Source organism: Paenibacillus sepulcri, assembly GCF_042647105.1.
Classification (GTDB): Bacteria; Bacillota; Bacilli; order Paenibacillales; family Paenibacillaceae; genus Paenibacillus_Z; species Paenibacillus_Z sepulcri.
In genome coordinates this window covers 687,021-711,187 of the sequence record NZ_JBHRUP010000001.1, presented here as the reverse complement: position 1 = coordinate 711,187, position 24,167 = coordinate 687,021, and the positions used below count along the sequence as shown (strand labels likewise).

26 protein-coding genes and 1 pseudogene are annotated in these 24,167 nt (G+C 52.2%); 22 read left to right on the top strand and 5 right to left on the bottom strand.

From position 1 onward, the window contains the following. Positions 1-13 precede the first annotated feature (13 nt). From ACFOLF_RS03145 to ACFOLF_RS03130, 4 genes are read right to left on the bottom strand one after another with little or no spacing between them, the layout of a single operon-like run. Positions 14-892 carry a metal ABC transporter permease gene (locus ACFOLF_RS03145; protein ID WP_210039862.1) on the bottom strand — a complete coding sequence of 293 codons (879 nt, stop codon included), beginning with the start codon at positions 890-892 and terminating at the stop codon, positions 14-16. Positions 893-894: 2 nt separating this feature from the next. Further along, positions 895-1,824 (bottom strand): metal ABC transporter permease, encoded by a 930-nt coding sequence (locus ACFOLF_RS03140; RefSeq protein WP_210039863.1) that lies wholly within the window; start codon positions 1,822-1,824, stop codon positions 895-897. Positions 1,825-1,834: 10 nt separating this feature from the next. Then, on the bottom strand, positions 1,835-2,593 hold the full coding sequence (locus ACFOLF_RS03135; protein WP_210039864.1) for a metal ABC transporter ATP-binding protein: 759 nt from the start codon (positions 2,591-2,593) through the stop codon (positions 1,835-1,837). A 24-nt stretch (positions 2,594-2,617) separates the two neighbouring features. Continuing rightward, complete coding sequence (locus ACFOLF_RS03130) at positions 2,618-3,580, bottom strand: metal ABC transporter solute-binding protein, Zn/Mn family (RefSeq protein WP_210040008.1); 963 nt, start codon at positions 3,578-3,580, stop codon at positions 2,618-2,620. A gap of 355 nt (positions 3,581-3,935) precedes the next feature. Between ACFOLF_RS03130 and ACFOLF_RS03125 the strand changes: the two genes are divergently transcribed. The 18 genes and pseudogenes from ACFOLF_RS03125 (at position 3,936) to ACFOLF_RS03040 (ending at position 20,246) form a co-directional block, all read left to right on the top strand. After that, a complete protein-coding gene (locus ACFOLF_RS03125; RefSeq protein ID WP_210039865.1) occupies positions 3,936-4,382 on the top strand; it encodes a MarR family winged helix-turn-helix transcriptional regulator in 447 nt (148 codons plus the stop codon). Positions 4,383-4,466: 84 nt separating this feature from the next. Further along, a complete protein-coding gene (locus ACFOLF_RS03120) occupies positions 4,467-4,865 on the top strand; it encodes a DoxX family protein (RefSeq protein ID WP_210039866.1) in 399 nt (132 codons plus the stop codon). A 36-nt stretch (positions 4,866-4,901) separates the two neighbouring features. Next, positions 4,902-5,528, top strand: coding sequence for a nitroreductase family protein (locus ACFOLF_RS03115; RefSeq protein ID WP_210039867.1), 627 nt, complete (start codon positions 4,902-4,904; stop codon positions 5,526-5,528). Positions 5,529-5,580: 52 nt separating this feature from the next. Beyond that, positions 5,581-6,525 (top strand): ring-cleaving dioxygenase, encoded by a 945-nt coding sequence (locus ACFOLF_RS03110; protein ID WP_210039868.1) that lies wholly within the window; start codon positions 5,581-5,583, stop codon positions 6,523-6,525. A gap of 3 nt (positions 6,526-6,528) precedes the next feature. Next, positions 6,529-7,143 carry an alpha/beta hydrolase gene (locus tag ACFOLF_RS03105; protein WP_210040009.1) on the top strand — a complete coding sequence of 205 codons (615 nt, stop codon included), beginning with the start codon at positions 6,529-6,531 and terminating at the stop codon, positions 7,141-7,143. Positions 7,144-7,231: 88 nt separating this feature from the next. Continuing rightward, the gene (locus ACFOLF_RS03100; RefSeq protein WP_210039869.1) at positions 7,232-8,155 is read left to right on the top strand and encodes an ABC transporter ATP-binding protein; all 924 of its coding nucleotides are present in this window, start codon (positions 7,232-7,234) and stop codon (positions 8,153-8,155) included. Beyond that, complete coding sequence (locus ACFOLF_RS03095; RefSeq protein WP_210039870.1) at positions 8,152-8,898, top strand: ABC transporter permease; 747 nt, start codon at positions 8,152-8,154, stop codon at positions 8,896-8,898. Before ACFOLF_RS03100 ends, ACFOLF_RS03095 begins: the two co-directional genes overlap by 4 nt. A 50-nt stretch (positions 8,899-8,948) precedes the next feature. Further along, the gene (locus tag ACFOLF_RS03090; RefSeq protein ID WP_210039871.1) at positions 8,949-9,527 is read left to right on the top strand and encodes a hypothetical protein; all 579 of its coding nucleotides are present in this window, start codon (positions 8,949-8,951) and stop codon (positions 9,525-9,527) included. After that, positions 9,520-9,840, top strand: coding sequence for a winged helix-turn-helix domain-containing protein (locus tag ACFOLF_RS03085; protein WP_210039872.1), 321 nt, complete (start codon positions 9,520-9,522; stop codon positions 9,838-9,840). The genes ACFOLF_RS03090 and ACFOLF_RS03085 overlap by 8 nt, the downstream gene beginning before the upstream one ends. Before the next feature lie 142 nt (positions 9,841-9,982). Further along, positions 9,983-10,270, top strand: a complete 288-nt coding sequence (locus tag ACFOLF_RS03080; protein ID WP_210039873.1) for a HesB/YadR/YfhF family protein — start codon at positions 9,983-9,985, stop codon at positions 10,268-10,270. A gap of 433 nt (positions 10,271-10,703) precedes the next feature. Continuing rightward, positions 10,704-11,237 (top strand): YceI family protein, encoded by a 534-nt coding sequence (locus ACFOLF_RS03075; protein ID WP_210039874.1) that lies wholly within the window; start codon positions 10,704-10,706, stop codon positions 11,235-11,237. Positions 11,238-11,464: 227 nt separating this feature from the next. Continuing rightward, the gene (locus ACFOLF_RS03070) at positions 11,465-12,784 is read left to right on the top strand and encodes a response regulator transcription factor (protein WP_210039875.1); all 1,320 of its coding nucleotides are present in this window, start codon (positions 11,465-11,467) and stop codon (positions 12,782-12,784) included. A gap of 6 nt (positions 12,785-12,790) precedes the next feature. Next, complete coding sequence (locus ACFOLF_RS03065) at positions 12,791-14,581, top strand: histidine kinase (RefSeq protein ID WP_210039876.1); 1,791 nt, start codon at positions 12,791-12,793, stop codon at positions 14,579-14,581. Between the two features lie 171 nt (positions 14,582-14,752). Further along, positions 14,753-15,662 (top strand): annotated as a pseudogene (locus tag ACFOLF_RS03060) (ABC transporter permease). Beyond that, on the top strand, positions 15,656-16,516 hold the full coding sequence (locus ACFOLF_RS03055) for a carbohydrate ABC transporter permease (RefSeq protein WP_210039878.1): 861 nt from the start codon (positions 15,656-15,658) through the stop codon (positions 16,514-16,516). The pseudogene ACFOLF_RS03060 and the gene ACFOLF_RS03055 overlap by 7 nt, the downstream one beginning before the upstream one ends. Before the next feature lie 50 nt (positions 16,517-16,566). Continuing rightward, complete coding sequence (locus ACFOLF_RS03050) at positions 16,567-18,102, top strand: extracellular solute-binding protein (RefSeq protein WP_210039879.1); 1,536 nt, start codon at positions 16,567-16,569, stop codon at positions 18,100-18,102. A gap of 106 nt (positions 18,103-18,208) precedes the next feature. Continuing rightward, the gene (locus tag ACFOLF_RS03045; RefSeq protein WP_210039880.1) at positions 18,209-19,045 is read left to right on the top strand and encodes a phytanoyl-CoA dioxygenase family protein; all 837 of its coding nucleotides are present in this window, start codon (positions 18,209-18,211) and stop codon (positions 19,043-19,045) included. Between the two features lie 217 nt (positions 19,046-19,262). Continuing rightward, entirely contained in the window at positions 19,263-20,246 is a 984-nt protein-coding gene (locus tag ACFOLF_RS03040) for an aldo/keto reductase (protein ID WP_210040010.1), read from the top strand. Positions 20,247-20,465: 219 nt separating this feature from the next. On the opposite strand, the gene ACFOLF_RS03035 is transcribed toward ACFOLF_RS03040, so the two are convergent. Then, complete coding sequence (locus ACFOLF_RS03035) at positions 20,466-20,594, bottom strand: hypothetical protein (RefSeq protein WP_379113321.1); 129 nt, start codon at positions 20,592-20,594, stop codon at positions 20,466-20,468. Positions 20,595-20,758: 164 nt separating this feature from the next. Between ACFOLF_RS03035 and ACFOLF_RS03030 the strand changes: the two genes are divergently transcribed. The 4 genes from ACFOLF_RS03030 to ACFOLF_RS03015 all read left to right on the top strand — a co-directional run bounded on the left by ACFOLF_RS03030 (position 20,759) and on the right by ACFOLF_RS03015 (position 24,144). After that, positions 20,759-21,619 carry a 23S rRNA (adenine(2030)-N(6))-methyltransferase RlmJ gene (locus tag ACFOLF_RS03030; RefSeq protein ID WP_210039881.1) on the top strand — a complete coding sequence of 287 codons (861 nt, stop codon included), beginning with the start codon at positions 20,759-20,761 and terminating at the stop codon, positions 21,617-21,619. Between the two features lie 84 nt (positions 21,620-21,703). Then, positions 21,704-22,210 carry a metallophosphoesterase family protein gene (locus ACFOLF_RS03025; RefSeq protein ID WP_210039882.1) on the top strand — a complete coding sequence of 169 codons (507 nt, stop codon included), beginning with the start codon at positions 21,704-21,706 and terminating at the stop codon, positions 22,208-22,210. 72 nt (positions 22,211-22,282) lie between these two features. Continuing rightward, entirely contained in the window at positions 22,283-23,161 is an 879-nt protein-coding gene (locus tag ACFOLF_RS03020) for a radical SAM/SPASM domain-containing protein (protein ID WP_210039883.1), read from the top strand. Between the two features lie 230 nt (positions 23,162-23,391). Next, positions 23,392-24,144, top strand: a complete 753-nt coding sequence (locus tag ACFOLF_RS03015) for a hypothetical protein (RefSeq protein WP_210039884.1) — start codon at positions 23,392-23,394, stop codon at positions 24,142-24,144. Positions 24,145-24,167 lie beyond the last annotated feature (23 nt).

The following is a 24,167-nucleotide window of genomic DNA, read 5'->3' as shown; positions in this document are numbered from 1 at the left end:
TCCTGTTTCCATTCTAAAATGAAGCGATGGAGCGTTTCTGTCTGATTCTTCGGGCGATTACGCCGTGTCGGGGAGAGAACAGCAGGGCGATCAGGAACAGCACTCCCGCACTGCAGATCATGCATCCGGCAATGGAGGCATCCAAAAGCACCGCCGCATAATAACCGGTAACGGAGCTGACGCAGCCGATCAGTACGCTGTACACGATCATTTTGCCCAGTTTATCTGTCAGCAGATAGGCGCTCGCGGGAGGAATGACCAGCATGCCGACGACCAGGATGACACCTACGCTTTCGAAGGAAGCGACCGTGCTGACAGATACAAGACCCATCAGCAGATAATGGAACAAGGCGACGGGGATGCCTACAGCCGCTGCCATCGTGGGATCGAAGGAACAGATTTTAAACTGCTTGTAGAAGGCGGCAATGACAATGACGGTCAGGAGAAGCGCAAATCCAACGCCCCACACCGCTTTGGGACCGATATCGATGCCCCCTATTTCGATGGTGTTCCAGGGAACATAGGCGATTTCGCCGTACAGGACACAGTCCAGATCAAGATCGATCCTGCTGGTATACATGCTGACGAGAACGACTCCGACTGCGAAGAGGGCGGTGAACACGACCCCGATGGAAGCGTCGGACTGCACACCGCTCTGCTGAAACAATTGAATCAGGAAAACGGTGATCAGGCCTAGCGCCGCAGCTCCAAGCAGCATGAATAAGGAATCCCGCGATCCGCTGACCAGAAAGGCGATGACGATTCCCGGAAGAACGGAGTGGCTGATGGCGTCTCCAATCATGGCCATCCGCCTGAGTACGAGAAAGCAGCCAACAATGCCGCAGGTACTGGCTACGAGCATGCCGGTGAGCAGAATCCAAAATGTGCTCATCGTTATTTGTTCCTCCCTTCCAGCCGGAGAGCGGCATCCTCGCGTCTTACTTTACCCCGGACAGCAGCAAATACCAGCAGCTTGGATATAATGCCCCTGCGGGGAGCCGCCAATAACGAAATGACGAATAATAAAGTGGCTGCAAGAACAACTAAAGGACCGGTTGGCAGCTGGTTGACATTGGCGCTGACGAATGTGCCCGCCAGGCCGCTGAATGCGCCGAACAGACCGGCGAGGATGACCATAACACCAAGACGCTCGGTCCAATACCTGGCGGAGACGGCAGGGGTAATGAGCAGGGCTGCCATCAGCACGACGCCCACCGCCTGAATACCGACCACCACAGCGACTACAATAAGCAGCATCAGGAACTGGTCAAGCCAGGCGACGGGGTAGCCCAGTCCCCGGGCAAAATCAGGATCGAAGCTCATCAGCTTGAACTCCTTGAACAGGAGCGAGCAGATCCCGATCAATGCGAAGGAGATCACGGTCATGGTAATGACATCGGATTGCATCATGGATGCGGCCTGGCCGAACAGGAAAGTATCGAGTCCGCTCTGGTTGCCGCTCCCGCTGTGCTGGATTCTTGTAAGCAGTACGATTCCGAAGCCGAAAAACACGGAGAGCACGATGGCCAGAGCCGCATCCTGTTTTATCCGGGTGTGGCGGGTAATATAGCTGATGCCGAAGGTAGCCAATACGCCGGCGGCTGCGGCACCGATCAGGAAGAACAGGATGGACTTCGATCCGCTTAGCATGAAAGCGATGCAAACGCCGGGAAGCGCCGCGTGAGACAAGGCATCTCCCATCAGCGCCTGCTTGCGCAAATAGGCGAAGCTGCCGATGACGCCGCTTCCCAGTCCAAGCAGCATACAGCCGAAGAGAATCCATTGGGTATTGGGATCGAGAAATATATTAAACCAATCCAGCATGTCATTCACCTCAGTTCAGCATAAGTGCTGGCTCGTCGTTCTGTTTAAGCATGGTTAACCTTCCGCCGTAGGTTTCCTGCAGCTTGTCGGCTGTGAAGGTTTCCTCGACTGGACCGTAAGCGATGATCTGTTCATTCAAAAGCATGACCGAATCAAAATATTCCTTGACGGTTGCCAGATCATGATGGACGACAAGGACGGTCTTGCCCTGGTTCTTGAGCTCATTCAGCAGCGTAATGATGGCTTGCTCGGTGGCTGCATCCACCCCCACGAACGGCTCATCCATGACGTACAGCCTGGCGTCCTGCGCCAGTGCGCGGGCCAGGAAGACTCGCTGCTGCTGCCCGCCTGAGAGCTGGCTGATCTGCCTGCCGGCATAATCGGTCATATCGACCTTGGCCAGACATTCCATAGCCAGCTGCCGCTCGGCTTTTCCGGGACGTCTGAACCAGCCCAGATGCCCGTAACGTCCCATCATGACCACATCCAGCGCGTTAGTTGGGAAATCCCAGTCTACCGAACCTCTCTGAGGGACATAGCCCACCAGTCTCCGCTGCTCGGAATAGGGTTTTCCATAGATGGCCACATCGCCGCTGAGACGGGGGATCAGGCCCAGCGCCGCTTTGATCAGGGTGGATTTGCCCGCTCCGTTGGGGCCAACGATGCCAATCAGGCTTCCTTCGGTCACTTCAAAGGAAATGCTTCTGAGGACAGGCTTTTTCTGATATGCGACGGACATGTTATGGATAGTCAATGGCATGAGATGCATAATGGCAGCTCTCCTCTACAATATTTATTTGAGCGCATTTACAATGGTTTCCACATTGTGGCGGACCATGCCGATATAGGTGCCTTCCGCAGTGCCTTCCTCTCCCATTGCATCAGAGAACAATTGGCCTCCGTTATGAATGAGATGTCCTTTTTGACGGGCTCCTTCAATAACGGCGTCGATTGCTTTGCGGGAGACGCTGGATTCAATGAACACAGCCTTGATTTTGTTCGCCACCAAATAATCGCGCAGATCGGTCACATCCTTCGTCCCGGGCTCTGAAGCGGTGCTGATGCCCTGCAGCCCCATTACCTTAATGTTGTACGCATCCCCAAAATAGCCGAATGCGTCATGAGCCGTAACAAGCACGCGGCTTTCCTCTGGAATGGAGCTGATCTTCTCGGCCGTCTCCTGATGAAGCTGTTCCAGTTGGCTGAGATACGCATCGGCATTGGCGCGGTATGCCGCTTCGTGCCCGCCGTCATATTTGATCAAGGTATCCCGGACGGTTTCCGTGGCCTCCATCCAATGTCTGACATCAAACCAGATATGGGGATCGAACTCTGTTCCGGTCTGATTGCCGCCTCTTAGACTTGCGCGGTCAATACCGTCCGAAACAGCGACAATCGTTCGTTTCTTGGCCATTTTCTCGAGAATCTCGGTCATTTTCCCTTCCAGATGCAGGCCGTTGTAGAAGACGATATCTGCTTTATCCAGCTTGTTGATATCTCCCTGGGAGGCTTTGTACAGATGCGGGTCGACACCGGATTTCATTAGCCCTGTGACCTGGACATGCTCACCGCCTACCTGTCTGACAATATCGGCAATCATGCCGATGGTGGTCGTCACTTTCAAAGCCCCTTTCTCTCCGGATGCTGAAGTCGCCGCCGGATCGCTGCCGCCGCAAGCGGAAATGACAATGATTGTGAATAAAGCCAGCATTGTGAGTATGAGCCGCTGCAGCGCCCGTTTTAATCTTGGATTCATCCATTTCTTCATCATTCAGACTCCTTTGGTATTTTTGTGATGAGCTGCTTCGATGGTGACGGATAGGAAGCGGGAAGGGTGTGCGGGAAAGCAATCTTCTTTCTTGTTGGCAAATAACTTTACCTGATGCAACTTTTATTCCAAAAAAAATGTCGGACCGGTTTGTTTCCTTTTCTCTATAATATTATCCTATACCAAATTAATTGCCTGTACAACAAAAATTTGTATGTGTGCAAAAATTATGACTCTTTTTGTTTGCGAAATTCTGTTAAAAAATTCTGTTGACAGATAGCTTAAAATCATATATCTTTAATTCAAGATAATTAATTAAAAGATATCGAGGAGGTGAGGTGAGATGACAAGGAAGCTGGATGAGGAGCATCAGGCATCGCTGAAATTGTTCGTTGTTCTGTCCAAGGCCTACAGGGCTGTTATGGACAGGGCGGTGAAGGATATGAAGCAGCAGGGTCTTTCTCCTTCGGAATTTACCATTCTCGAAGTGCTGTATACCAAGGGGAGAATTCCGCTGCAGCAGATCGGGGAGAAGATTCTTGTTACCAGCGGCAGCATCACGTACAACATCGACAAGCTAGAGAAGAAGGCGCTGCTCAGACGCGTTCCGTGCGAGACGGACCGAAGAGTGATATTTGCCGAAATCACGGAAGCGGGCAATATGCTGTTCGACCGTATTTTTCCCAAGCATGCCGATACCATTCATTCCGTTATGCATGCATTGTCCCTTGAAGAGAAGCAGGAAACAATTGAAATCATCAAGAAGCTGGGCAAGGGCGCTTCGGAATAAAAAGGTGCAAGGATCAAATTTTTTTTTGGTTTATATCTTTAAATAAAGATAATTAAATTCAAACTATATTGGAGGCTGTTTATAATGACTGCACTTGGTTTATTATTGGTACGTTTGGTTGTCGGATTATTGTTTGTTGGCCACGGAACCCAAAAATTGTTTGGCTGGTTTGGCGGATACGGTCCGAAAGGAACGGGAGGCTGGATGGAGTCAATCGGTATCAAGCCGGGTGTCTTGATGGCGGTCTTGGCCGGACTCATGGAGCTGATTGGCGGACTGCTTCTGGCTTCGGGTCTGTTTACACCGATTGCCGGATTGCTGATCGTTCTTGTCATGCTGGGTGCGAGCTTCAAGGTTCACATCAAGAACGGGCTGTGGATAACGGCTAACGGTTATGAGTATCCGCTGGTCCTGATATCTATCGTAGTAGCCTTAGACTTGATCGGCGCCGGTCCTTATTCCATTGATGCATGGATCAATTAATTCATATACTATTCATAATAGAGGAGTGTACGGGTAATGAGTTCATTTACAGAGCTTGCAAACGCCAGAAGATCCGCTATGAAGTTTATTCCGGAAGTGAAGATCGGCAATGAGGAAATCGAGGATATTCTTCATGTCGTCAAATCTGCTCCATCAGCATTCAATTTGCAGCATACCCGTTACCTTGTCGTCCGGGAACCCGAGTTGATAGGCGGCATCTATGAAGCAGCCAACAAGCAGTACAAGGTCAAATCGGCGTCGGCTGTTGTCATTGTGCTGGGCGATATGGACGCGTATCAGGAAATTGGGAATATTAATGAGGGACTGCTCAATCTGGGCGTAATGAACAAGCAGGAATATGACATGACGGTAAACTCGGTATTGAGCTTCTATGAATCGGGCGGAGAAGCCCTCAGGCGGGATGAAGCCATCCGCAGCGCGAGTTTGTCGGCCATGCTGTTCATGCTGAGCGCCAAGGACAAGGGGTGGGACACCTGCCCGATGATCGGCTTTGATCCCGGGATGCTGAAGAAGGCTCTGCAAATTCCGGACCGGTACGTGCCCGTCATGATGGTGACGATCGGCAAAGAGGACACGTCAAGACAGCGGCCGCGCGGCTACCGGAAGCCACTTGGAGAATTTGTCAGCTACGACAGACTGTAAGAAATCATTGTCTCACCTACTTAAAAAAATCGAAAACAGGGAGCTGGTACACATGTCACTGCAAACAACCGGAATTCACCATATTACCGCTTTTGCCCGCAATCCGCAGGAAAACGTCGATTTCTATGCCGGTGTGCTGGGTTTGAGACTGGTCAAAAAAACGATAAACTTTGATGCGCCTGAGGTATATCATCTGTATTTCGGCAATGAGACGGGAAGTCCAGGCACGATCATTACTTTCTTCCCATGGCCCGCATCGCGGAAAGGCCGTGTAGGCGGCGGTCAGGTAGGAATTACGACATTTGCCGTACCAGAGGGAACGCTCGGCTTCTGGGAAGCGCGTCTGAGCAGCTTCAAAGTACCGGTCACCCACGCTTCCCGGTTCGGCGAATCATTTCTTCAGTTCACCGATCATGAAGGGATGAGACTGGAGCTCGTCGAACGCAGCGAGGGTGCCGCAAGCACCTGGTCCTTCGGAGGCATACCTTCAGATCACGCGATCAAAGGCTTCGGCGGCGCTGTTCTGTTCAGCACGAATGCGGCAAAAACAATGGAGGTTCTTGAGCATGTGCTTGGTTTGGCCAGAGAAGCCGAGGATGCCGGCTATGTCCGTTTCCGGGCCGCGGGCGATACCGGCAGTGTGGTGGATATTGACAGCAGTGATCTGGAGTGGGGAGCGGGCGGTGCGGGAACCGTGCATCATATCGCATGGCGTGCGGCTGACTTTGCCCAGCACGAGCAGTGGCGCAGCGCCGTCGCAGAACATGGCTACCAGCCAACCGCCATTATTGACCGGCAGTATTTCAATGCGATTTACTTCCGCGAGAGCGGGGGCATCCTGTTCGAGATCGCAACCGATCCTCCAGGCTTTGCCAATGATGAAGAGGCCGACGCCCTGGGCCATCAATTGATGCTGCCGGAATGGCTGGAGTCCAAACGCCCGCAGATCGAAGCGAATTTACTGCCCATACAGGTGAGAGAGTTGGAGGTGAACTAAATGATGCATCATATTTTTGAGCAGGGAACGCGCCGAGATGCGCCAACATTGGTGCTTTTTCACGGGACCGGAGGCACCGAGCGTGATCTGATTCCGCTGGCCAGGCGGATTTCTCCCGAATCATCCGTGCTCAGTCTGCGGGGGAATGTGCTGGAGAATGGGATGCCAAGGTTTTTCAAACGTCTGGCGGAAGGCGTATTTGATATTGAAGATCTGATCTTCCGGACGCAGGAGGTCAAGGCATTCCTCGATCAGTCTTCCCGTCAATACGAGCTGGACTCCAGCAATCTGGTGGCCGTCGGTTATTCCAACGGGGCGAATATTGCCGGCAGCCTGCTGTTTCATTATGCGGATGCTTTCAAAGGTGCTATTCTCCACCATCCTATGGTTCCTCTAAGGGATATCACACTGCCGGCTTTGGCGGGGACGCAGGTCTTTATAGGAGCGGGCAGCAATGATCCGCTTTGTTCTCCGGGTGAAACGGAAGAGCTGGAGCAGCTCCTGAGCGGGGCGGGCGCTTCAGTAACCCTGCACTGGGAGCGCGCGGGACACCAGCTGACGGCATCCGAGGTTGATGCCGCCGCCGCATGGTTCAAGGAGAAATTCGGGCAGCAATAAAGGTAAAATGCCCTTGACTTAAATTGCGAATCAGATTACTCTGTAATTCAGAGTGATCTGATTTTTTTATTAATAGGAGGCTGGTGTCTTGCAAAACGCTGTTGAGCTCCGTCAGGTTTACAAACAATATGGCTCTCATCCCGCCGTTCACGACATGACATTGCATATCCGCATGGGCGAGGTCTTCGGAATTGTAGGGCCCAACGGGGCCGGAAAAACAACCTTGATTGAAATGATCGAGGGGCTGCGTACAGCCGACAGCGGGGATATTATCGTGCTGGGCCTGGATGTGCGCAAGCAGGCCAAGGCGATCAAACAGCGGATCGGCGTACTGCTGCAGTCTACCTCCATTCCGGACAAAGCCAGGGTAGGTGAAGTGCTCGCTCTATTCTCTTCCTTCTATCCGAGCCCCATGGATCGGGGGCAGCTCAGCCGGTTTCTGAACCTGGAGGATAAAATGAATGAGGCGGTCAAGTCCTTGTCTAGCGGATGGAAGCAGCGGGTATCGCTGGCGCTGGCCCTGATCAATAATCCGGACATTGTCTTTCTCGATGAGCCAAGCATGGGACTGGATCCCAATGCCAGAAAAGAAATGTGGGCCATGATTCACCGGATGAAGGAGGAAGGTCGCACGATTGTGGTAACGACCCATTACATGGAGGAAGCGCAGACGCTTTGCGACAGGGTCGCGGTTATTAATCAGGGTCGTCTGATTGCCGTCGATACCCCCAGAAAACTGATTGCCACGCTTGGCGGAACGAAGCGGATCAGCTTCAAAGCCGCCAATCAAATGAGTAAAGAGGCTCTTGAAGCATTGACGGGCGTTGTCAGCCTGGAATGGGGTGGCGATTATGCCGGGCTGAATTCGAATGACATGGATCAAACGCTTAAAGGACTGTTTCAGTTGGCTGCCGATGAGGGCTGGACCGTCAGCGAGCTCAGGCTCGAAGACGGCTCGATGAATGAGGTTTTCACCCAATTAACCGACCAAGGGAAGAAGGTGTCCGTATGAATGCAGTGCTGAGACTGATTTCATTCGATTTTCGGCTGTATCTGAGAGATTGGCTGACGATCTTCTGGGTGCTGGTCTATCCTGTGCTCATGCTGGTTATCTTCGGCTCCATGTTCGGCAATCAACCGGGACTTACCGAGGGCAGCCGGTATATAGATTTTTATGTGCCTGCGCTTTGCGCTATGAATGTTCTCTCCGTCTCCGTCTTTACGCTCAATATCAACATCCTCATGCAGCGGGAGAAGGGAATTCTCCGGCGGTACCGGGTAAGTCCCATCGCAGCCCCTGCCGTTCTTGCCTCACATGCCGTACAGGGAGTTTTCCTGATAGTGGCAGGGGCTCTGGAAATCATTATTATTGCCAAGCTCATATGGGGAATAGCCGTATCATGGCCCGCCCTGCTGCTCTTGCTGGTTTGTCTGCTGTTTGGCTGCATCGGCTTCTTCAGTCTGGGGTTTGCCCTGTCGGGGCTTACCAATACGCCTGGTGCGGCAAGCGGCATCGCGATGGTCTTCTTTTTCCCGATGCTCTTCCTGTCCGGGATCGCAATGCCTCTGGATATCTTTCCGGCATTCATGCAGCGAATCAGCGACTGGATCCCCATGACTTATTTCGTCCAGCTGGTCCAGGGTGTCTGGCATGGTCAGGGTCTGTCCGCTTTTGGGATGGAGTTTGCCGTGATGGGCGGATTTGCCGTCGTTATGGTCATACTTGCCTTTCTGCTGTTTAGATGGGAAAATTAACGGATGAAATGATTTTCACGAAAAAAGCTTCAAGCAGGGGAGTTGTAGCAATGGCCTCACACGAGCCGCAGCAGGCATTACAGGATATCGATTTTATTAAACGGCTGATTGCGAGAAACCAGAGCAAGCTCGCCAGCTCCATACCGTATATGTTCATATGGGGCACCTATCTGATGATCGGTTTTATCGGCATGCAGTTCAATCAGACGTGCTGGCCGATATGGTATTGGTCGATTGCAGCCGTCCTCGGCGGGCTCTTGTCCGCGTTGACAGGGATCCGGCAGTCCCGGAGAGGACTGTTTGCGAAGGATGGAGGCGCTATCGGTTGGATGTTCTGGCTGCCTTTTCTCGTTATCCTGGCTGCTGGTTCTTTTATGATGGCGGCGGATATCATTCGCATGGAGTATGCGGCCTTCTTCTGGTTCATGCTCGTCGGGATCGCCTATGTTTCGATGGGGCCGCTGGCGGGAAAAGGCCCTGTCATTCTTGGAATCTGGTTCGTTGTGCTGTCCATGCTGACCCGGCTGTTTCTGGTGGATTACCAGTATCTCGTGTTCGGATTATTGGGCGGAGGGAGTATTCTCGCAACCGGGTTCATCCTGCAGCAGCGGAGGAGGAAGCATGGGTGAGAATATACTGGGAGCGATTGACGAGACGATTCATGCCAAGGTGCGTCTGGGCATTATGAGCCTGCTCACGGTCCATGGGGAGTGCGATTTTGTATTCCTGCGAAATGAGCTGCAGCTGACCGAGGGGAATCTGGGCAATCATATCCGGGTGCTGGAGGAAGCGGGCTATATTGAAGTGACCAAAACCTTTGTCGGCAAACGTCCCAAGACCAGCTGCAAATCAACCGATCTCGGGACCGGGATGTTCCAGCAGTATCTGGAGGGTCTGGAGAAGATCATCCGTATGGCGCAATCCGGCAAGCCGGAGCTGTGATTAGGAAGGAAACAGGAATAAATAATCCGGGATAAAGCGTTTTCATTTTTCATATAGTAAGATAAAATGGAGATTACAGGAGTGAGCAAGCCGGCAGACCAGCCAGCGGGATGGACAAATTTTATATAGGGAGAGGAAATCGATGAGAATTGTAGTCGAACAGCCTGCAGCCCAGTGGTACAAGAGAGAAATGGCTCTAACCGAGGGTGACTTCTTGAAATTGTTTGTTCGTCTTGGCGGCAGCGGGAGCGTCCAGCCCGGCTTCTCGCTTGGCGTAACCCGGGATACCCCAAGGAATCTTGGGCTTCATTATTCAGTGGAGGGCATCATTTTCTATATGGAAGAAGACAATCTCTGGTATCTCGACAATAAGGAGCTGCACATTAGCTATGATGAGCAGCAGGATGATATCCGGATTGAAATCCAGTGATTCACCACCCGTCATAAATAAAATTTGTTGAACATATAGATGGTATTGGGAGACGTAAATGAAGGAAGAAGCACAGCTTGAGCTGTCAGAGGACGGCTTGGAGCCATTAGAGGAGAAGCCGGCATCGAAGGAGCATTACCGTAAGCAATGGAGGGAATGAAATGAGTCTGGAACTGCTCATTCAGCTACTCGTGCTTGTCGTAATGATGATCGGGCTGGCCGACAAATCAGGGAAATCCTAACGGAAGAGGAGAGCCGGAATGCACGGGCAAGAATGTGCTTTCCGGTTCTTTTTACTCTGGCGCTTGACGGTATTTTTTTTGTGCCTAAGGTACATTAAAGTGCGTACTTCAACTATTCCGCTAACCTTGTCATACTGATAGTAAATCTTATTTTGTATGTACAATATTTCAATAACAAAGGAGAAGGAATAATGGCAAAGTCTACCTGGGTTATCGACGCGCCGCACAGCAGTCTGGATTTCTCGATTCGTCACTTGATGGTGAGCAATGTGAAAGGCGCCTTTCATAATTTCTCGGCCAAGGTGGTCGCTGATCCAGAGGATTTGACAACGGCAGAAATCGAATTTGTTATTGATCTTGAAAGCGTGGATACCCGCAATAAAGACCGTGACGAGCATTTGCGCAACGCCGATTTCTTCGATGTTGAGCAATACCCGCAGATGCTGTTCAGGGCAACAAGCATCACAAGAGTCAAGGGCAATGAGTACGACGTGACGGGCGATGTCACCCTGCATGGCATTACCCGCTCCGAAACCTTCTCGGTTACCTTCGAAGGCATGGAGAAGGATCCGTGGGGAAATGTCAAATCAGGCTTCAGCGGCAAAGGGGTGCTGAACCGCAGCGATTATGGATTAACCTATAATGCCATTCTTGAGACAGGCGGCATCATGGTCGGAGACCAGGTGAAGATTTTCATTGAGATTGAGGCGGCACAGCAGGCGTAATTTATTTCATCGTATAACATAAACGGGCATTGCAGCCGTCATATAATTCCAGACGAAGCCACGGATCTATTATCCGCGGCTTTTTGGTTATGGGTCAATCAGCTCTCACCGCTCACAATCATTTTGCCTCGAATTCATGAACAGCCTCTATTCATATTTGATTTTTGCTGATAATATATCATTTCTAAACTTGTACTTTACTATATCTTGCGGGGGGTTGGACACCAGTGACATCAGAGCCTGCCTTGACTGTTCTTATTGTCGATGACGAGCTGCCGCTGCGGGAGGAATTGCGGTTATTTCCATGGCAGGATTATGGAGCAGAGCTGATCGGCGAAGCCGAAAATGGCGCAGAAGCGCTGCAGATGTGCGGCGGGATGCAGCCGGATGTAGTGATTACGGATATCACGATGCCGGTCATGGACGGTCTGGAGCTGTGCCGGAGCATACGCAGCCAATATCCGCTCACACAGATTGTACTGCTGACCTGCCACAGTGAATTTGAGTATGCCAGAGAAGCGCTCAAGCTGGGGGCGCTTGATTATCTGATCAAGGTGGCTCTGGAGGATGAGGAAATGCGTGAGGTGCTCGATAAGGCGCGGGAGGCGATCCGCCGCGAACGGGTAAACCGCCGCAGCGAGCGGTACGGCAAACGGATCGAGCTCTCCAGGCTGCTGGCCAAGCTGGTGAAGGAAGGCGGCAGCGGGGAGAATCTGGTTCAGCGGCTTGCAGCTGTCACGGCGGCATCCGAAAGCGCTTCCGGACCAGATGGTTCTTCTCTTTCAGCAGCGAGGCTGCATGCTGTATGCAAGCCGGAATACCGTTACGAGGTTGCCGTCGCCTTGAATGAGACGCTGGATGATCAACGGCTAATAACGGCGCTGCCATTCGATTGGACTCCGCTTGGCGAAACGGATTATATGCTCTGGTTCAGAGCTGCCGATAATAGCGAAGCGGCCCAGGCTCAGATCAAGCCGGCAGCCGGGAAGCTGATGACGGCACTGCAGCAGGGGCTGGACCGGAAGCTGCCCTATCTTAGCGGGGAAGTCAAGCTCTTCACCTTGCTTGGAGGCTCTGCTGCCGATAACACGGAGCTGCTTGCCGCGCTTAAGCGAACGGAGCCTGGTCCATCGCTTGCTTATTTTCATAATTCAGGCGAAGTGGTGGCAGACCAGTCAGCAGCTGCCGGCTCTTCGGCAATGGATGAAAATGGGGCAGGCGAGCCGCGGAAACGCCGCAAAGAGGTGCTGCTGGCCATGGAACTTATGGCCCGGGATCTTGCAGAGCCGCTAACCTTGACTTCCGTGGCGGCGGAGGTGGGCCTTAGCTCCTTTTATCTGAGCCGCTTGTTCAAGGAAGAAACCGGCGAGGCCTTTAACGATTATTTGACCCGCCTGCGGATTGATCAGGCGATCCGTCTGCTGAAGACAACCACGCTTAAGGTCTATGAGGTGGCCGAGCGTGTCGGTATCCCCAGCTACCGTTATTTCTCTGTCGTCTTTCGGGGGATAACGGGCGTCTCTCCCACCGAATTCAAGAAAGGATGATGCGAATTGCCGAGATGGACGCTGAATGTCAGCAGCTGGAGTATCGCCTTGAAGCATTTTCTGTTTCTGTTCATCGGCACTCTGCTGCTTTTTGGCCTGCTCGCCTGGCTGAACCTGAAGGACGCCGAGCAGCTGTTCCGCAAACAGGTGGTCAGCGACTCGGAAATTATTATCGACCGCACCAATCTGTATTTGAACGCTTACCTCGACAATGTGCAGAGCATCCTGCTGATGCTCCGCGAACGCCCCGACCTCCTGGACGAGGATAAAGAAGGGGAAGCGATTGAGCTGCTGCGCCAGTATGCCGGCCAGAACAGCACCTTGTACCGGACGCTGTACCTGGTGCGCAAGGATGGAAGGGTGGTCTCCAATACGCAGGTGAACTTCGAAATCATGGGCAACCCCATTCTGGGCAGTCTGCTGGAGCAGGCCAGAAGCAGCTATGGCGTGTTCATTACGGAGCCCTACGATTCGCCGCTTTCCGGCCGGACCGTCGCTTTCGTGCTTCCCATTGCCGGCGGCGACCGCAGCTTTAAAGGGATGGCGGTTGTGGAGGTCGATTTGAACAAGCTGACGGGGCTGCTGGCTACCTTCATGAATACGAAGAATCAGACCTTTGCCATTATTACCAGCAAGGGCAATGCCGTGCAATCCTTTGATGCCAGCCTGCCGCTCAGCTTCTACCGTCTGCTGCCTTACCACACGAACGTATTCCCGCCCAGCCTGGACAGCGGTTTTTTAAGCGAAATGGCCAACCTCAAGGTGGGCGTATCGCAGCTTAACGGGCCAACCGGCAAGCTAGTGGCGGTCAAGGCCGGAGTGAACCGGCTGGGCTGGCATTTCATCGCTTTCTATGAGAACAGCTATTTCTATCAAAATATTACGATGCTGTACCGCAATTACGGCAATGTCGCCGTGATCTGGTTTGTGCTGCTGCTGTTCGGCTCCTACCTGATGAGCCGTTATTTTGCTTATCCGATCCGCACGCTTGCAGCCAAAATGAACCGTGTGCGCGAAGTGGAAATTCTCTCGGCGATCACCGTCAACCGCAGCGACGAGATCGGCATGCTGGCCAAAAGCTATAACGCCATGATGGAGCGCATCCAGCATCTGGTTCATGAAATCAAGGAAGCGGAATCCCACAAGCTGCAGCTGGAGCTAAAGATGCTGCAAAGCCAGATCGCGCCTCATTTCCTGTACAATACGCTGGCCTGCATCAGCAGTCTTGCCAAGCAGCAGAAGACCGACGCCGTCCGCGAGACGATCAAATCGTTGGTCGGTTTGTTGTCGTTCAGCTTCGATAAGCAAAGCGAGTTCGTCACGCTGAAGGAGGAGCTGGACGGGCTGATGATGTATGTCCATATCCAGCAGGTGAGGTACGGCGATAAATTCTCGCTTGAGCTGGATACGGATCCGGCCGCGCTCCGCTGCACGGTGCTGAAGCTGACGCTGCAGCCGCTTGTGGAGAATGCGATCTTTCACGGAATCGCGCCGCAGAGGCGCAAAGGAAGGATAACCATCCGCACGAAGCTGGTTCGCGACAAGCTTGTTTTCATCATCCGGGACGATGGCGTGGGCATGGACAAGCATCAGCTTGAAACGATTTTCTCCGAGAGGCGCACGCCCCCGAGCAAGGACCGTTTTACGGGTATCGGCATTATGAATGTGCATGAAAGAATCCGTCTGCACTACGGGCAGCCGTATGGACTCAGGGTGTTCAGTCTGCCGATGAAGGGCATGCTGGTCCGCGTGGAGCTGCCTGCGGTCAAACCCGATGAATTTCCGCCTGATTCGTAAGCGGTTGCAAGAATTGGAACAGTTTCGCATAATCACTGCATAGAACGGCTAATCCGGGCTTGCTATACTGAAATCACGCAAAATGTAAGCGCACACATCTTACAGTGAGGTGATTTCATGGATAAGTGGGCCACGGCTGCGGTGACGGCTCCCAAGAAGCCCGGGCCACAGATGAAACAGCTGGGAAAAAGGGTATGGGCATACCGTGCATTTTATCTGATGCTGCTGCCCGGAATTCTGTATTACATTTTGTTCCGTTACCTGCCGATGTACGGGGTTATTATTGCCTTCAAGGATTACAGCATCCTGGACGGCATGCTTCACAGCAAATGGGCGGATCCCTGGTACAAATATTTCGAGCAGTTTTTTCATTCGCCTTATTTCTCGCAGCTGCTCGTCAATACGTTTCTCATCAGCTTCTACAAGCTGATATTCGGGATTGTGCCGCCGATCCTGATGGCGCTGCTGCTGAATGAATGCCGGCATAAGTGGTTCAAGTCGATCGTGCAGACACTGACGTATATGCCGCATTTTCTCTCATGGGTCATTATCTACGGGATTCTGCTGGCCCTGCTGTCGCAAAGCTCAGGCCTGTTCAACCGCTGGCTGGAGGATCTGGGCTTCAGCTCCATCCCGTTTCTGACCTCGCCTGATCATTTTCGGGCAATCCTGGTAGGCTCGGAAATCTGGAAGGACCTCGGCTGGGGGGGCGATCATCTATCTGGCCGCAATGACGGGAATTGATCCGACGCTGTATGAGGCGGCAAGGGTGGACGGGTCAGGCAGATTCCGGATGATCTGGCATATTACACTGCCGGGTATCCGCAATGTGATTGTGCTGTTGTTTATTTTGAAGCTGGGCCAGATCATGGATGCGGGCTTTGATCAGATCTATATTTTATACAATATCCAGGTGTATGCGGTCGCGGATATTCTTGATACCTGGGTGTTCCGGACCGGTCTGCAGCAGCTGAACTTCAGTCTCGGAGCCGCAGTAGGATTGTTCAAATCGTTGATCGGCCTCGTGCTTGTGCTCGGCTCCAATCAGCTGGCCAAGAAATGGGGTGAGGGCATATGGTAAAAAGCCTGGAGGACCGCATCGTTAACTTCATCGTCTATGTGTTTCTCGGAATTGCCGCGCTTTCGGCCATTCTTCCGCTCATGTACGTCGTAACCGTATCCATCACGCCGATCTCGGAGGTGCTGAAGAACGGCGGCTTCATTCTTATCCCCAAGCGCATTACGTTCTCGGCGTACGGCCAGCTGTTTACCCAGACCGGCATTCCGAGGGCGCTTGCGGTGACGGCATTCATTACAATCGTCGGGACCTTGGTCAACCTGATTCTGACAGCCTTGATGGCCTATCCGCTCAGCCGCAAGCTGATGCCGGGGCGAAGCCTGTTCCTGATGCTGATCCTGTTCACCATGCTGTTCAGCGGAGGACTGATCCCGACTTATCTCGTGGTGAAATCGCTGGGGCTGCTGGATTCCGTATGGTCGATGATTCTTCCGAACGCGGTATGGAGCTTCAATGTGCTGATCATGAAAAGCTTCTACGAAGGCATGCCTGAGGAGCTGTTCGAATCAGCGCGGATTGACGGCGCGAAGGAGCTGCGGATTCTACTGCAGATCGTCATCCCGCTGTCCGTTCCTTCCATGCTTACCATTGGCCTGTTTTATATGGTTGGGCACTGGAATGAATTTTTTCAAGCGATTATGTATGTGACAGACCGCTCGCTGTTCCCGCTGCAGGTCATCATTCGTGAAATTCTGATGATGACGCAGCAGCCTCTGGAAAATGTCGATAATGTCCTGCCGACCGAGACCATGCAGATGGCCTCCGTTATTACAGCGAGTTTGCCTATTATTATCGTTTATCCATTCATCCAGAAGCATTTCACCAAAGGCATGCTGCTCGGCTCCGTGAAGGGCTAAATCGCCGATGCCGGTTATGAAGATGAAAAATACGAGAGGGGTTGGATCACATGGTGAAAAGAAGCAGGATTCTCGGCCTGGTTATGGCAGCCGTACTGTCGGGTACGCTGCTCGCCGGCTGCGGAAGCAAGGATGAAACGACGACAGCGGGAGGTCAGCCAAATACTGCAGCGCCTGCTGCGGAAGCTCCCGGCAAAGCGGTGAAGATTGATATTATCGAGCCGGGGAACGGCCTGCCTTCGCCGGATCAGGATATCATCAAGCAGGAGCTGGACAGCAAGCTTGGAACGGACCTGAATCTGACGGTCTATGCGTCCGGAGATGATTACAAAAATCAGCTGAATGTCCGTATGGCGTCGGCGAATTTTCCCGATTTGTTCACGGTCGACCGCCTGCAGCTGAAGCAGTTCTCCGAACAGGGGCTGCTGCTGGATCTGTCGGATTATCTCGAGAAGCTGAAGCCGACGATTGATTTCATCGGCGAGGACAGCTTGAAGAAGGGCATGTTCAATGACCGCGTCTATGCGATTGCCAAATCGCCTCAAATTCCTTACAACACCTATTGGGTAAGGAAGGACTGGCTGGATAAGCTGGGTCTGCAGCCGCCCAAAACGCTGGATGATCTGTATACTGTCGCGAAGGCTTTCACGGATCAGGACCCTGACGGCAATGGCAAGAAGGACACATTTGGCATGACCGGAGCCAAATTAGGCACTTTCAGTTCTGTCTTCGGTGCCTATGGCATCGGCTTCGATGGCAGCCCCACCATGTATATCCGCGACAATAAGCTCGTGAATTCGCTCCATGATCCCGGCATGAAGGATGCATTGACCTTTATCAGGAAGCTTGTCGACGCAGGAGCGGTCGATCCGGAGCTGATGGCCAATTCCGGGCTGCAGCATCAGGAGAAGGCGATCAAGGGCCAGGCCGGCATCATCTATATCGACTGGCCGAATATGACGAAGGACCAGTTCACCGAACAGATCAAGGCGGTGAATCCGGATGCCGAGTGGATTCAGATCGAGGCGCCGGAAGGCCCCGGGGGCAAATTCGCCAGCGCATGGGATGTGGGGATGACACCGGCGCTGTATGCGATTCCGAAGGCGCTGGAGAAAAATCCCGAAAAGCTGGACAAAGTGATTGAGCTGCTCAATTATGTGTCCACTGACGGCTCCAATCTGGTTCAATACGGCGTGGAAGGCAAGCATTACAATATCGAAGGCGATACCGTCGTTCCTACGGAGCTGCTGGGCAAGGAAGGCGCCTATTTCTGGCTCTATCAATTTACAGGACGACCGGAGAAGGACTATCTGTCGGTGAAGTTCGCGCCGCAAAAGGCATTCGTCGATTTTGCCGCCAATCAGCCGCATATTGAAACCTATGGCGGATTTATCGATTTCCCGGATAATTATAACGCCGCCGACGCAACGCGCTATATCGAGGAAGAGCTGACCAAGTTTGTTTATGGCAAACGGCCGATTGAGGAATACGATGCTTTTCTGAATACCTTGGATACGTCCATGAATTACAAGATGTATATCGATTCGGCACAGGAACAGCTGGCGAAGCTTGGATTTCTGAAATAAAAGAAGCTGTGCGGATGCCGGCTATTTCGGTAGCCGGCAGGATGTACACGGGATGATGTGCAAGTGAAGACGTATTTTGGATTATTAAAGTGTGGAGGATCTGACAATGAGTAATCATCAGCTCAATATTGAGGAATTGGCCAGACAGTTTCACGAGGAAGGTTATCTGCTGCTCAAAGGGGTGCTGTCTGCGGATAAGGTGGCGAGGCTGAATCAGGCGGTTGACGGGATTCTGGCAGAAGAACCGGAGTCGCTGTCCTATAATATTTACAACAGTGTGGAGCGCCATGAGGAGATTGCTTCGCTGATTGATGAACCCGCCGTGCTGCCGCTTATCGTCCGGCTGCTCCGCCACAATATCCAGCTGCATATCTCGCATTTGACCGTGCGCAAGCCGAATCCGGACGACATCAAGACCAGCACGAGCAGCTTTATCAACTGGCATCAGGACGGGCCGCATCCGCAGTTTCCCGAGATCAACGGCCTTGCGGCGACCTACTATATCAAAACCTGCTACATGCTGAGCGACATGTCAGAGCCCAACCGCGGCAACACCAAGATCATTCCCCGTTCCCATAATGTAGTCTACCGTCCGGATACGCAAAATGTGCGGGAGGAGCTGCCGGATGAGATGCAGGTATGCGGAGAGCCCGGCGACGTATTTATTTTTCCGCAAAATCTCTGGCATGCCGGGGCGCCCAACCAATCGTCATTCACAAGGCGGCAGCTGTTTCTTGGCTACAGCCCCATCTGGATGAGGCCCATTGACTACAAAACCGCATCGGAACGGCTGCTGAAGGACGCGAGTCCCATCCGCAGGCAGCTGCTGGGCGAGATTAGCGACAATCCTTTCAAATACTATGTTCCGGACGATTCAATGGTCCCGTTGAAGCAGCTGGTGCTTGGCAGTGATGTGGAAAACAGCGTGTATAAGCAGAAGTAGGCAGTATCGGCGGTCAACGGCCTTCTGCCCACAATGCTAAGGGGAATTGACGTTATTCCATCGAACAGAGATTGCAGGGAACACGCTCTTCTTCATTGAAGGGCGTGTTTCTTTCGTTTCTTGAGATGGCTTCCCGCCGTTTATGTTTGGCTGTAAGCGTATTTTTCTGATAGGATAAAAGAGGAGAATAATAGCAATGGAAAGAAGGGATGATTCCATGAATTATGTAAAGCTTGGCAAAACAGGTCTTGATGTCTCCCGTATATGTCTTGGCTGTATGAGCTATGGCGTTCCGGAGCGTGGTCCGCATCCATGGTCGCTGAATGAGGAGGACAGCCGTCCTTTCATCAAGAAGGCGCTTGAGCTTGGCATCAACTTTTTTGATACGGCTAATGTTTACTCCGATGGCACCAGCGAGGAAATTGTCGGACGGGCGCTCGGCGATTATGCCAATCGCGATGAGATCGTCATTGCTACCAAGGTTCACGGCCGTATGCATCCCGGTGCTAACGGTGCGGGATTGTCGCGCAAAGCGATCCTGAGCGAGATCGACAACAGCTTGAAGCGGCTCGGAACAGACTATGTTGATCTGTACCAGATTCACCGCTGGGATGCCAATACCCCCATTGAAGAGACGATGGAGGCGCTGCATGATGTCGTGAAATCCGGCAAAGCCCGCTATATCGGCGCTTCCTCCATGTATGCGTGGCAGTTTCAGAAATCGCTGTTTGTTTCCGAGCGCAACGGCTGGACACGCTTTGTCAGCATGCAGAACTACCTGAACCTTCTGTACCGGGAGGAAGAGCGTGAGATGCTGCCATTGTGCGAGGCGGAAGGGATCGGCGTTATTCCATGGAGTCCGCTTGCACGGGGACGCCTGACGCGCGATTGGAATGAAACGAGCGAACGTTCGCAGACCGACGAATTCGGCAAAAAGCTCTTCTCCGAAACAGCCGACGCCGACCGCAAGGTCGCTCAGCGTGTTGCTGAGCTGGCCGAGAAACGTGGAGTCCCGCGGGCGCAGGTAGCGCTTGCCTGGGTACTGCAAAAGTCGCCTGTTACCGCTCCGATCGTAGGCGCTACCAAATCCCATCATTTGGATGATGCGGTTGCTGCCTTGTCTCTGCAGCTGACTGCCGAAGAAGTTTCGAGTCTGGAAGAGCCGTATTTGCCGCATCCGGTATTGGGCGGCTTGAACTGAGGCCTTCCTGATTTTCTGACAGTTCCTGTCGCATATGCTTCAGATCCATATTGATTATATAATTAAGCATTCCGGGCAAGAGCAGCCATTACTTCTGAGCCTGAAACAAACCGCCCGGCTACCATTAGCCGGGCGGTTTGTTTCAACTTTATAGAATGTAGATGTTTCTCGCCTATAATTTTCTATAAGGTTAGAAACATTCAAATTCCGCTTTCCAAATTATATATGCGGATGCTTGGCTCTGTCCGCAAAGGACTGCACTCTGTGCATGAGTTTTTCGCGGGCCTCTTTGTTTCTCATTAAATAAACGATTCCCAGTCCGGCTGCAGTCATGAGTACTTTTTTCATGATCAATCCCTCCTCGCGAGAAAATGTCTTCATGAAATTATACCCCGATTGGGCCGATTGTACGCATGAGCGGAATTGACGAAAGATGGCATACTTTGATGTCCTGCCCGAACAGGACCGGCTTCACAAGCTGCTGCTTTTCTAAAACTGAAAGGGGATGCACCATGCCTTATACGCATTATGGCGAAATCGGCGATGTTTGGAAGCATCTGCCCTTATGCTTTTTTCTGAAAGAAGAGTGCCCGAATCGTTACGTTGAATCCAATTCCGCATTTCCAAAGTATCTTCTGGACCAGACAAGCCGGAGAGAATATGGCATCTTTCATCTGCTTCATGAGCTTGAGCGGAACGACTATCCGTTTATCGGGCATTCCCCTTATATTGAGCTTGTGAATCTTATGCAGGGAGCCCAAAATGGTATTTCCGCTTATCTGGGCTCACCAGGCCTTGCCATGGAGCTGCTGAAGGACAGAGGCAGGTATTTGTTTTGCGATATCGAGGAGGAGCCTTTGGCCGATATCAGAATATATGCGGATGAACAAAATTTGCAAAGCCTTGTTCAGACTCTATCGGGCGATTCCATTGATCTTCTCTGGTCTGAGGTGGAACAGATGGGCTATGAAACATTTCTCCACATCGACCCTTACCGGATTCTTGAAGAGAATGACAACGGGAGGTCTTATGCCGATTTGTTCGTGAAAGCCGCAGGGCGCGGCGTCAGAACGATGCTGTGGTACGGTTATGAAACATTGGAGCAGCAGAAGGAGCTGCATAACCGGCTTCAAGCCTTGTTGAAGGATGTGGATGCTAATTTATCCGGTATTGACTTCTATATTGGAAGTATAGGCAGCACCTCCACAGAGGTTAATCCCGGAGTGCCGGGCTGCGGTATTCTGGTTGCAAATTTATCTGCTGCTTCCCTTCAGCAGTTCGACCGGTATGCCGAGGAGTTGGAGCGGGTTTACCGGAATGCAAGCTTCATGAACAAGCCTGAGAAACTGATCAAGCTGAGGGTCTCATTATGACCAAATTATGCGGAACCAGGATGCGGCTGCATATCATACCTTGATTCTGAGGGAGAAATTGTGAAAGGCGAGGTGCGGCAGCAAATGAGGATTATTGTTGTTTCGGACACTCATATGCCAAGGATGAACAAGAGGCTGCCTGCGCGCCTGGTGCGTGAGCTTCGTACTGCGGACCATATTTTGCATGCAGGAGACTGGACGCAGATATCCGTATATGAGGAACTGGCGGGCTATGCGCCTACCGACGGGGTGGCGGGCAATAATGACGGTCCGGAGATTATCGCAAGGTTTGGTTTGATCAAGCTGCTGACCATGGAAGGGTGCCGCATCGGCATCGTTCACGGGCATGGAGCAGGCAAACGAATCGATACGGAGGCATGCGCGCTCGGAAGCTTCCAGAACGGGGATCTGGACGTGATCATATACGGACATTCCCATATTCCCGTATTGAAACGGAATAAAGAGGTGCTGATTATGAATCCGGGATCGCCAACGGACAAGAGAAGACAGTCCTTGTATTCCTTCGGTGTGCTGGAGCTGAATAATGGGGCGGTGAAAGCCAAACATATCTTTTTTGACAAGAAATCGTAGCCGTATTCTCGCATTCCTATGATATAATAATGACATAATTATTCACTCATTTCGCCGAACGGAGCATAAGCATTGAAAAAGTTCAAAAAATTTTATATCGAGATTACGAGCGTTTGCAATCTGTCCTGCACCTTCTGTCCCCCGACAAAGCGGCAGGCGAATTTCATTAAGATAGATGCCTTTACGAAAATTCTCGATGAGATCAAGCCCCATACGGAGCATATTTATTTTCACGTCAAGGGGGAGCCGATGCTCCATCCCAAGCTGGATCAACTGCTGGATCTCAGCCATGAGCGGGGCTTCAAGGTGAATTTGACCTCCAACGGCACTCTTCTTCATAAAGCGGGTCCCAAGATTATGGGAAAGCCGGCGCTCAGGCAAATCAACTTCTCCCTGCACAGCTTTGACGGCCATGAAGGCTCAACCGACAAGCAAGGTTACATCAAGAGTGTGCTGGCTTTTGCCAAGGAAGCGGTAGCGGCCTCGAACATTCTGATTTCATTCCGGCTGTGGAATCTGACGCAGGATAATGCCACCAATCTGGAGCGCAACCGCAATCGGGAAATTCTGGAGATCATCGAAGAGGAATTCCGGCTTGATTATAAGATTGAGGATAAATTTGTCCGCGGCAGCGGAATCAAAATAGCCGACAGGATCTACCTGAATCAGGAGCATGAATTCGTATGGCCTGATTACAAGGAGCAGGAGGACGAAGGCAAGGGCTTCTGCCACGGACTGCGGAATCAGGCCGGGATACTGGTCGACGGAACCGTGATTCCCTGCTGTCTTGATGGCGAAGGCGCAATCAATCTGGGAAACATCAACCGCACTCCTTTCTCCGAGATTATCGAGGGCGAGCGGGCCAATAAGCTGTACGACGGCTTCTCGCGAAGAGAAGTTGTCGAGGAATTATGCAGGAAATGCGATTATCGCAAGCGGTTCAGCATGTAATAGCAAGGAAAAGACGAAAATTTGCGCAATCTGCGGGAGCGGCGGCGGCTTGGAGCCCGAACCAATGAAAAATTTGTCAGCAAAGTGCCGCGGAAACGCGGCCCTTTTCAATTTACCATAATATAATATTCCATCGAAATGACTTTGAAGAACTTCAGCCGGGCAATCGTAAAAAATGAAGGAATGAATTAAGGGCTGTCCGTCCCATACTAACAGCAGGAGGCCGCGGCATGTATGGCCCAGCCGGAAGCGAACAGGCGGTGAGGAAAATGATGATGTTGGATGAAGCTCCAAAATGGCATATTTATTTGGTTGCGGGGGTTGCATCGACACCGACTATTTTTGATGAATGCAAACGGGAGCTGAAGCACCGTTTCCACGAAGCAGGGCGGGATCCGGTGATCCGCGAGCTGCTGCCTTATGGCGATCATACGCAGAGCATGGTTCGCCAAATTATTCAGGTTGGCGTGGACCTGACGCGTTTTTGGATTTCGCATCGTCCTGGAGGCAGGGCGGTGGCTGCGCAGGTACGTGAACTCTCGGCAGGTCATCCTGTGCTGTTTATCGGCCACAGCGGAGGAGGCGTCGCAGCTTATCGGGCTGCCCTGCTGTTAAACAGAGAGGGAATCCTTCCGGATTGCCGGATCATTCAGGTTGGTTCGCCCAAGACGCCGATCCGAAGGGATTTGCGTGAAAAGGTAAGCTATTTTCAGGCGGTCGATGAGGACGGAATATTGAAGGATCCCATCACCAGATTGGGGAGCTGGGGCGGCTGGAGCCGGAATAAGCTCGGCGTGCCGTTTTGGAACCGGCTCAAGCATGCACCCGGCCACTTGGGGACGATTACGGTACTCGGCGGACATCCGCATTATTTCCGCAGCAAGGAGCCGTATCTGCATCCGCAAAGAGGCTCCAACCTGTCCTTGACGCTTGACCGTATCTGGGAAAGGGTCGCGATGGAAGCCGTTGAACTGAACACGTAAAACAACCGTGCCATCCCGACCGG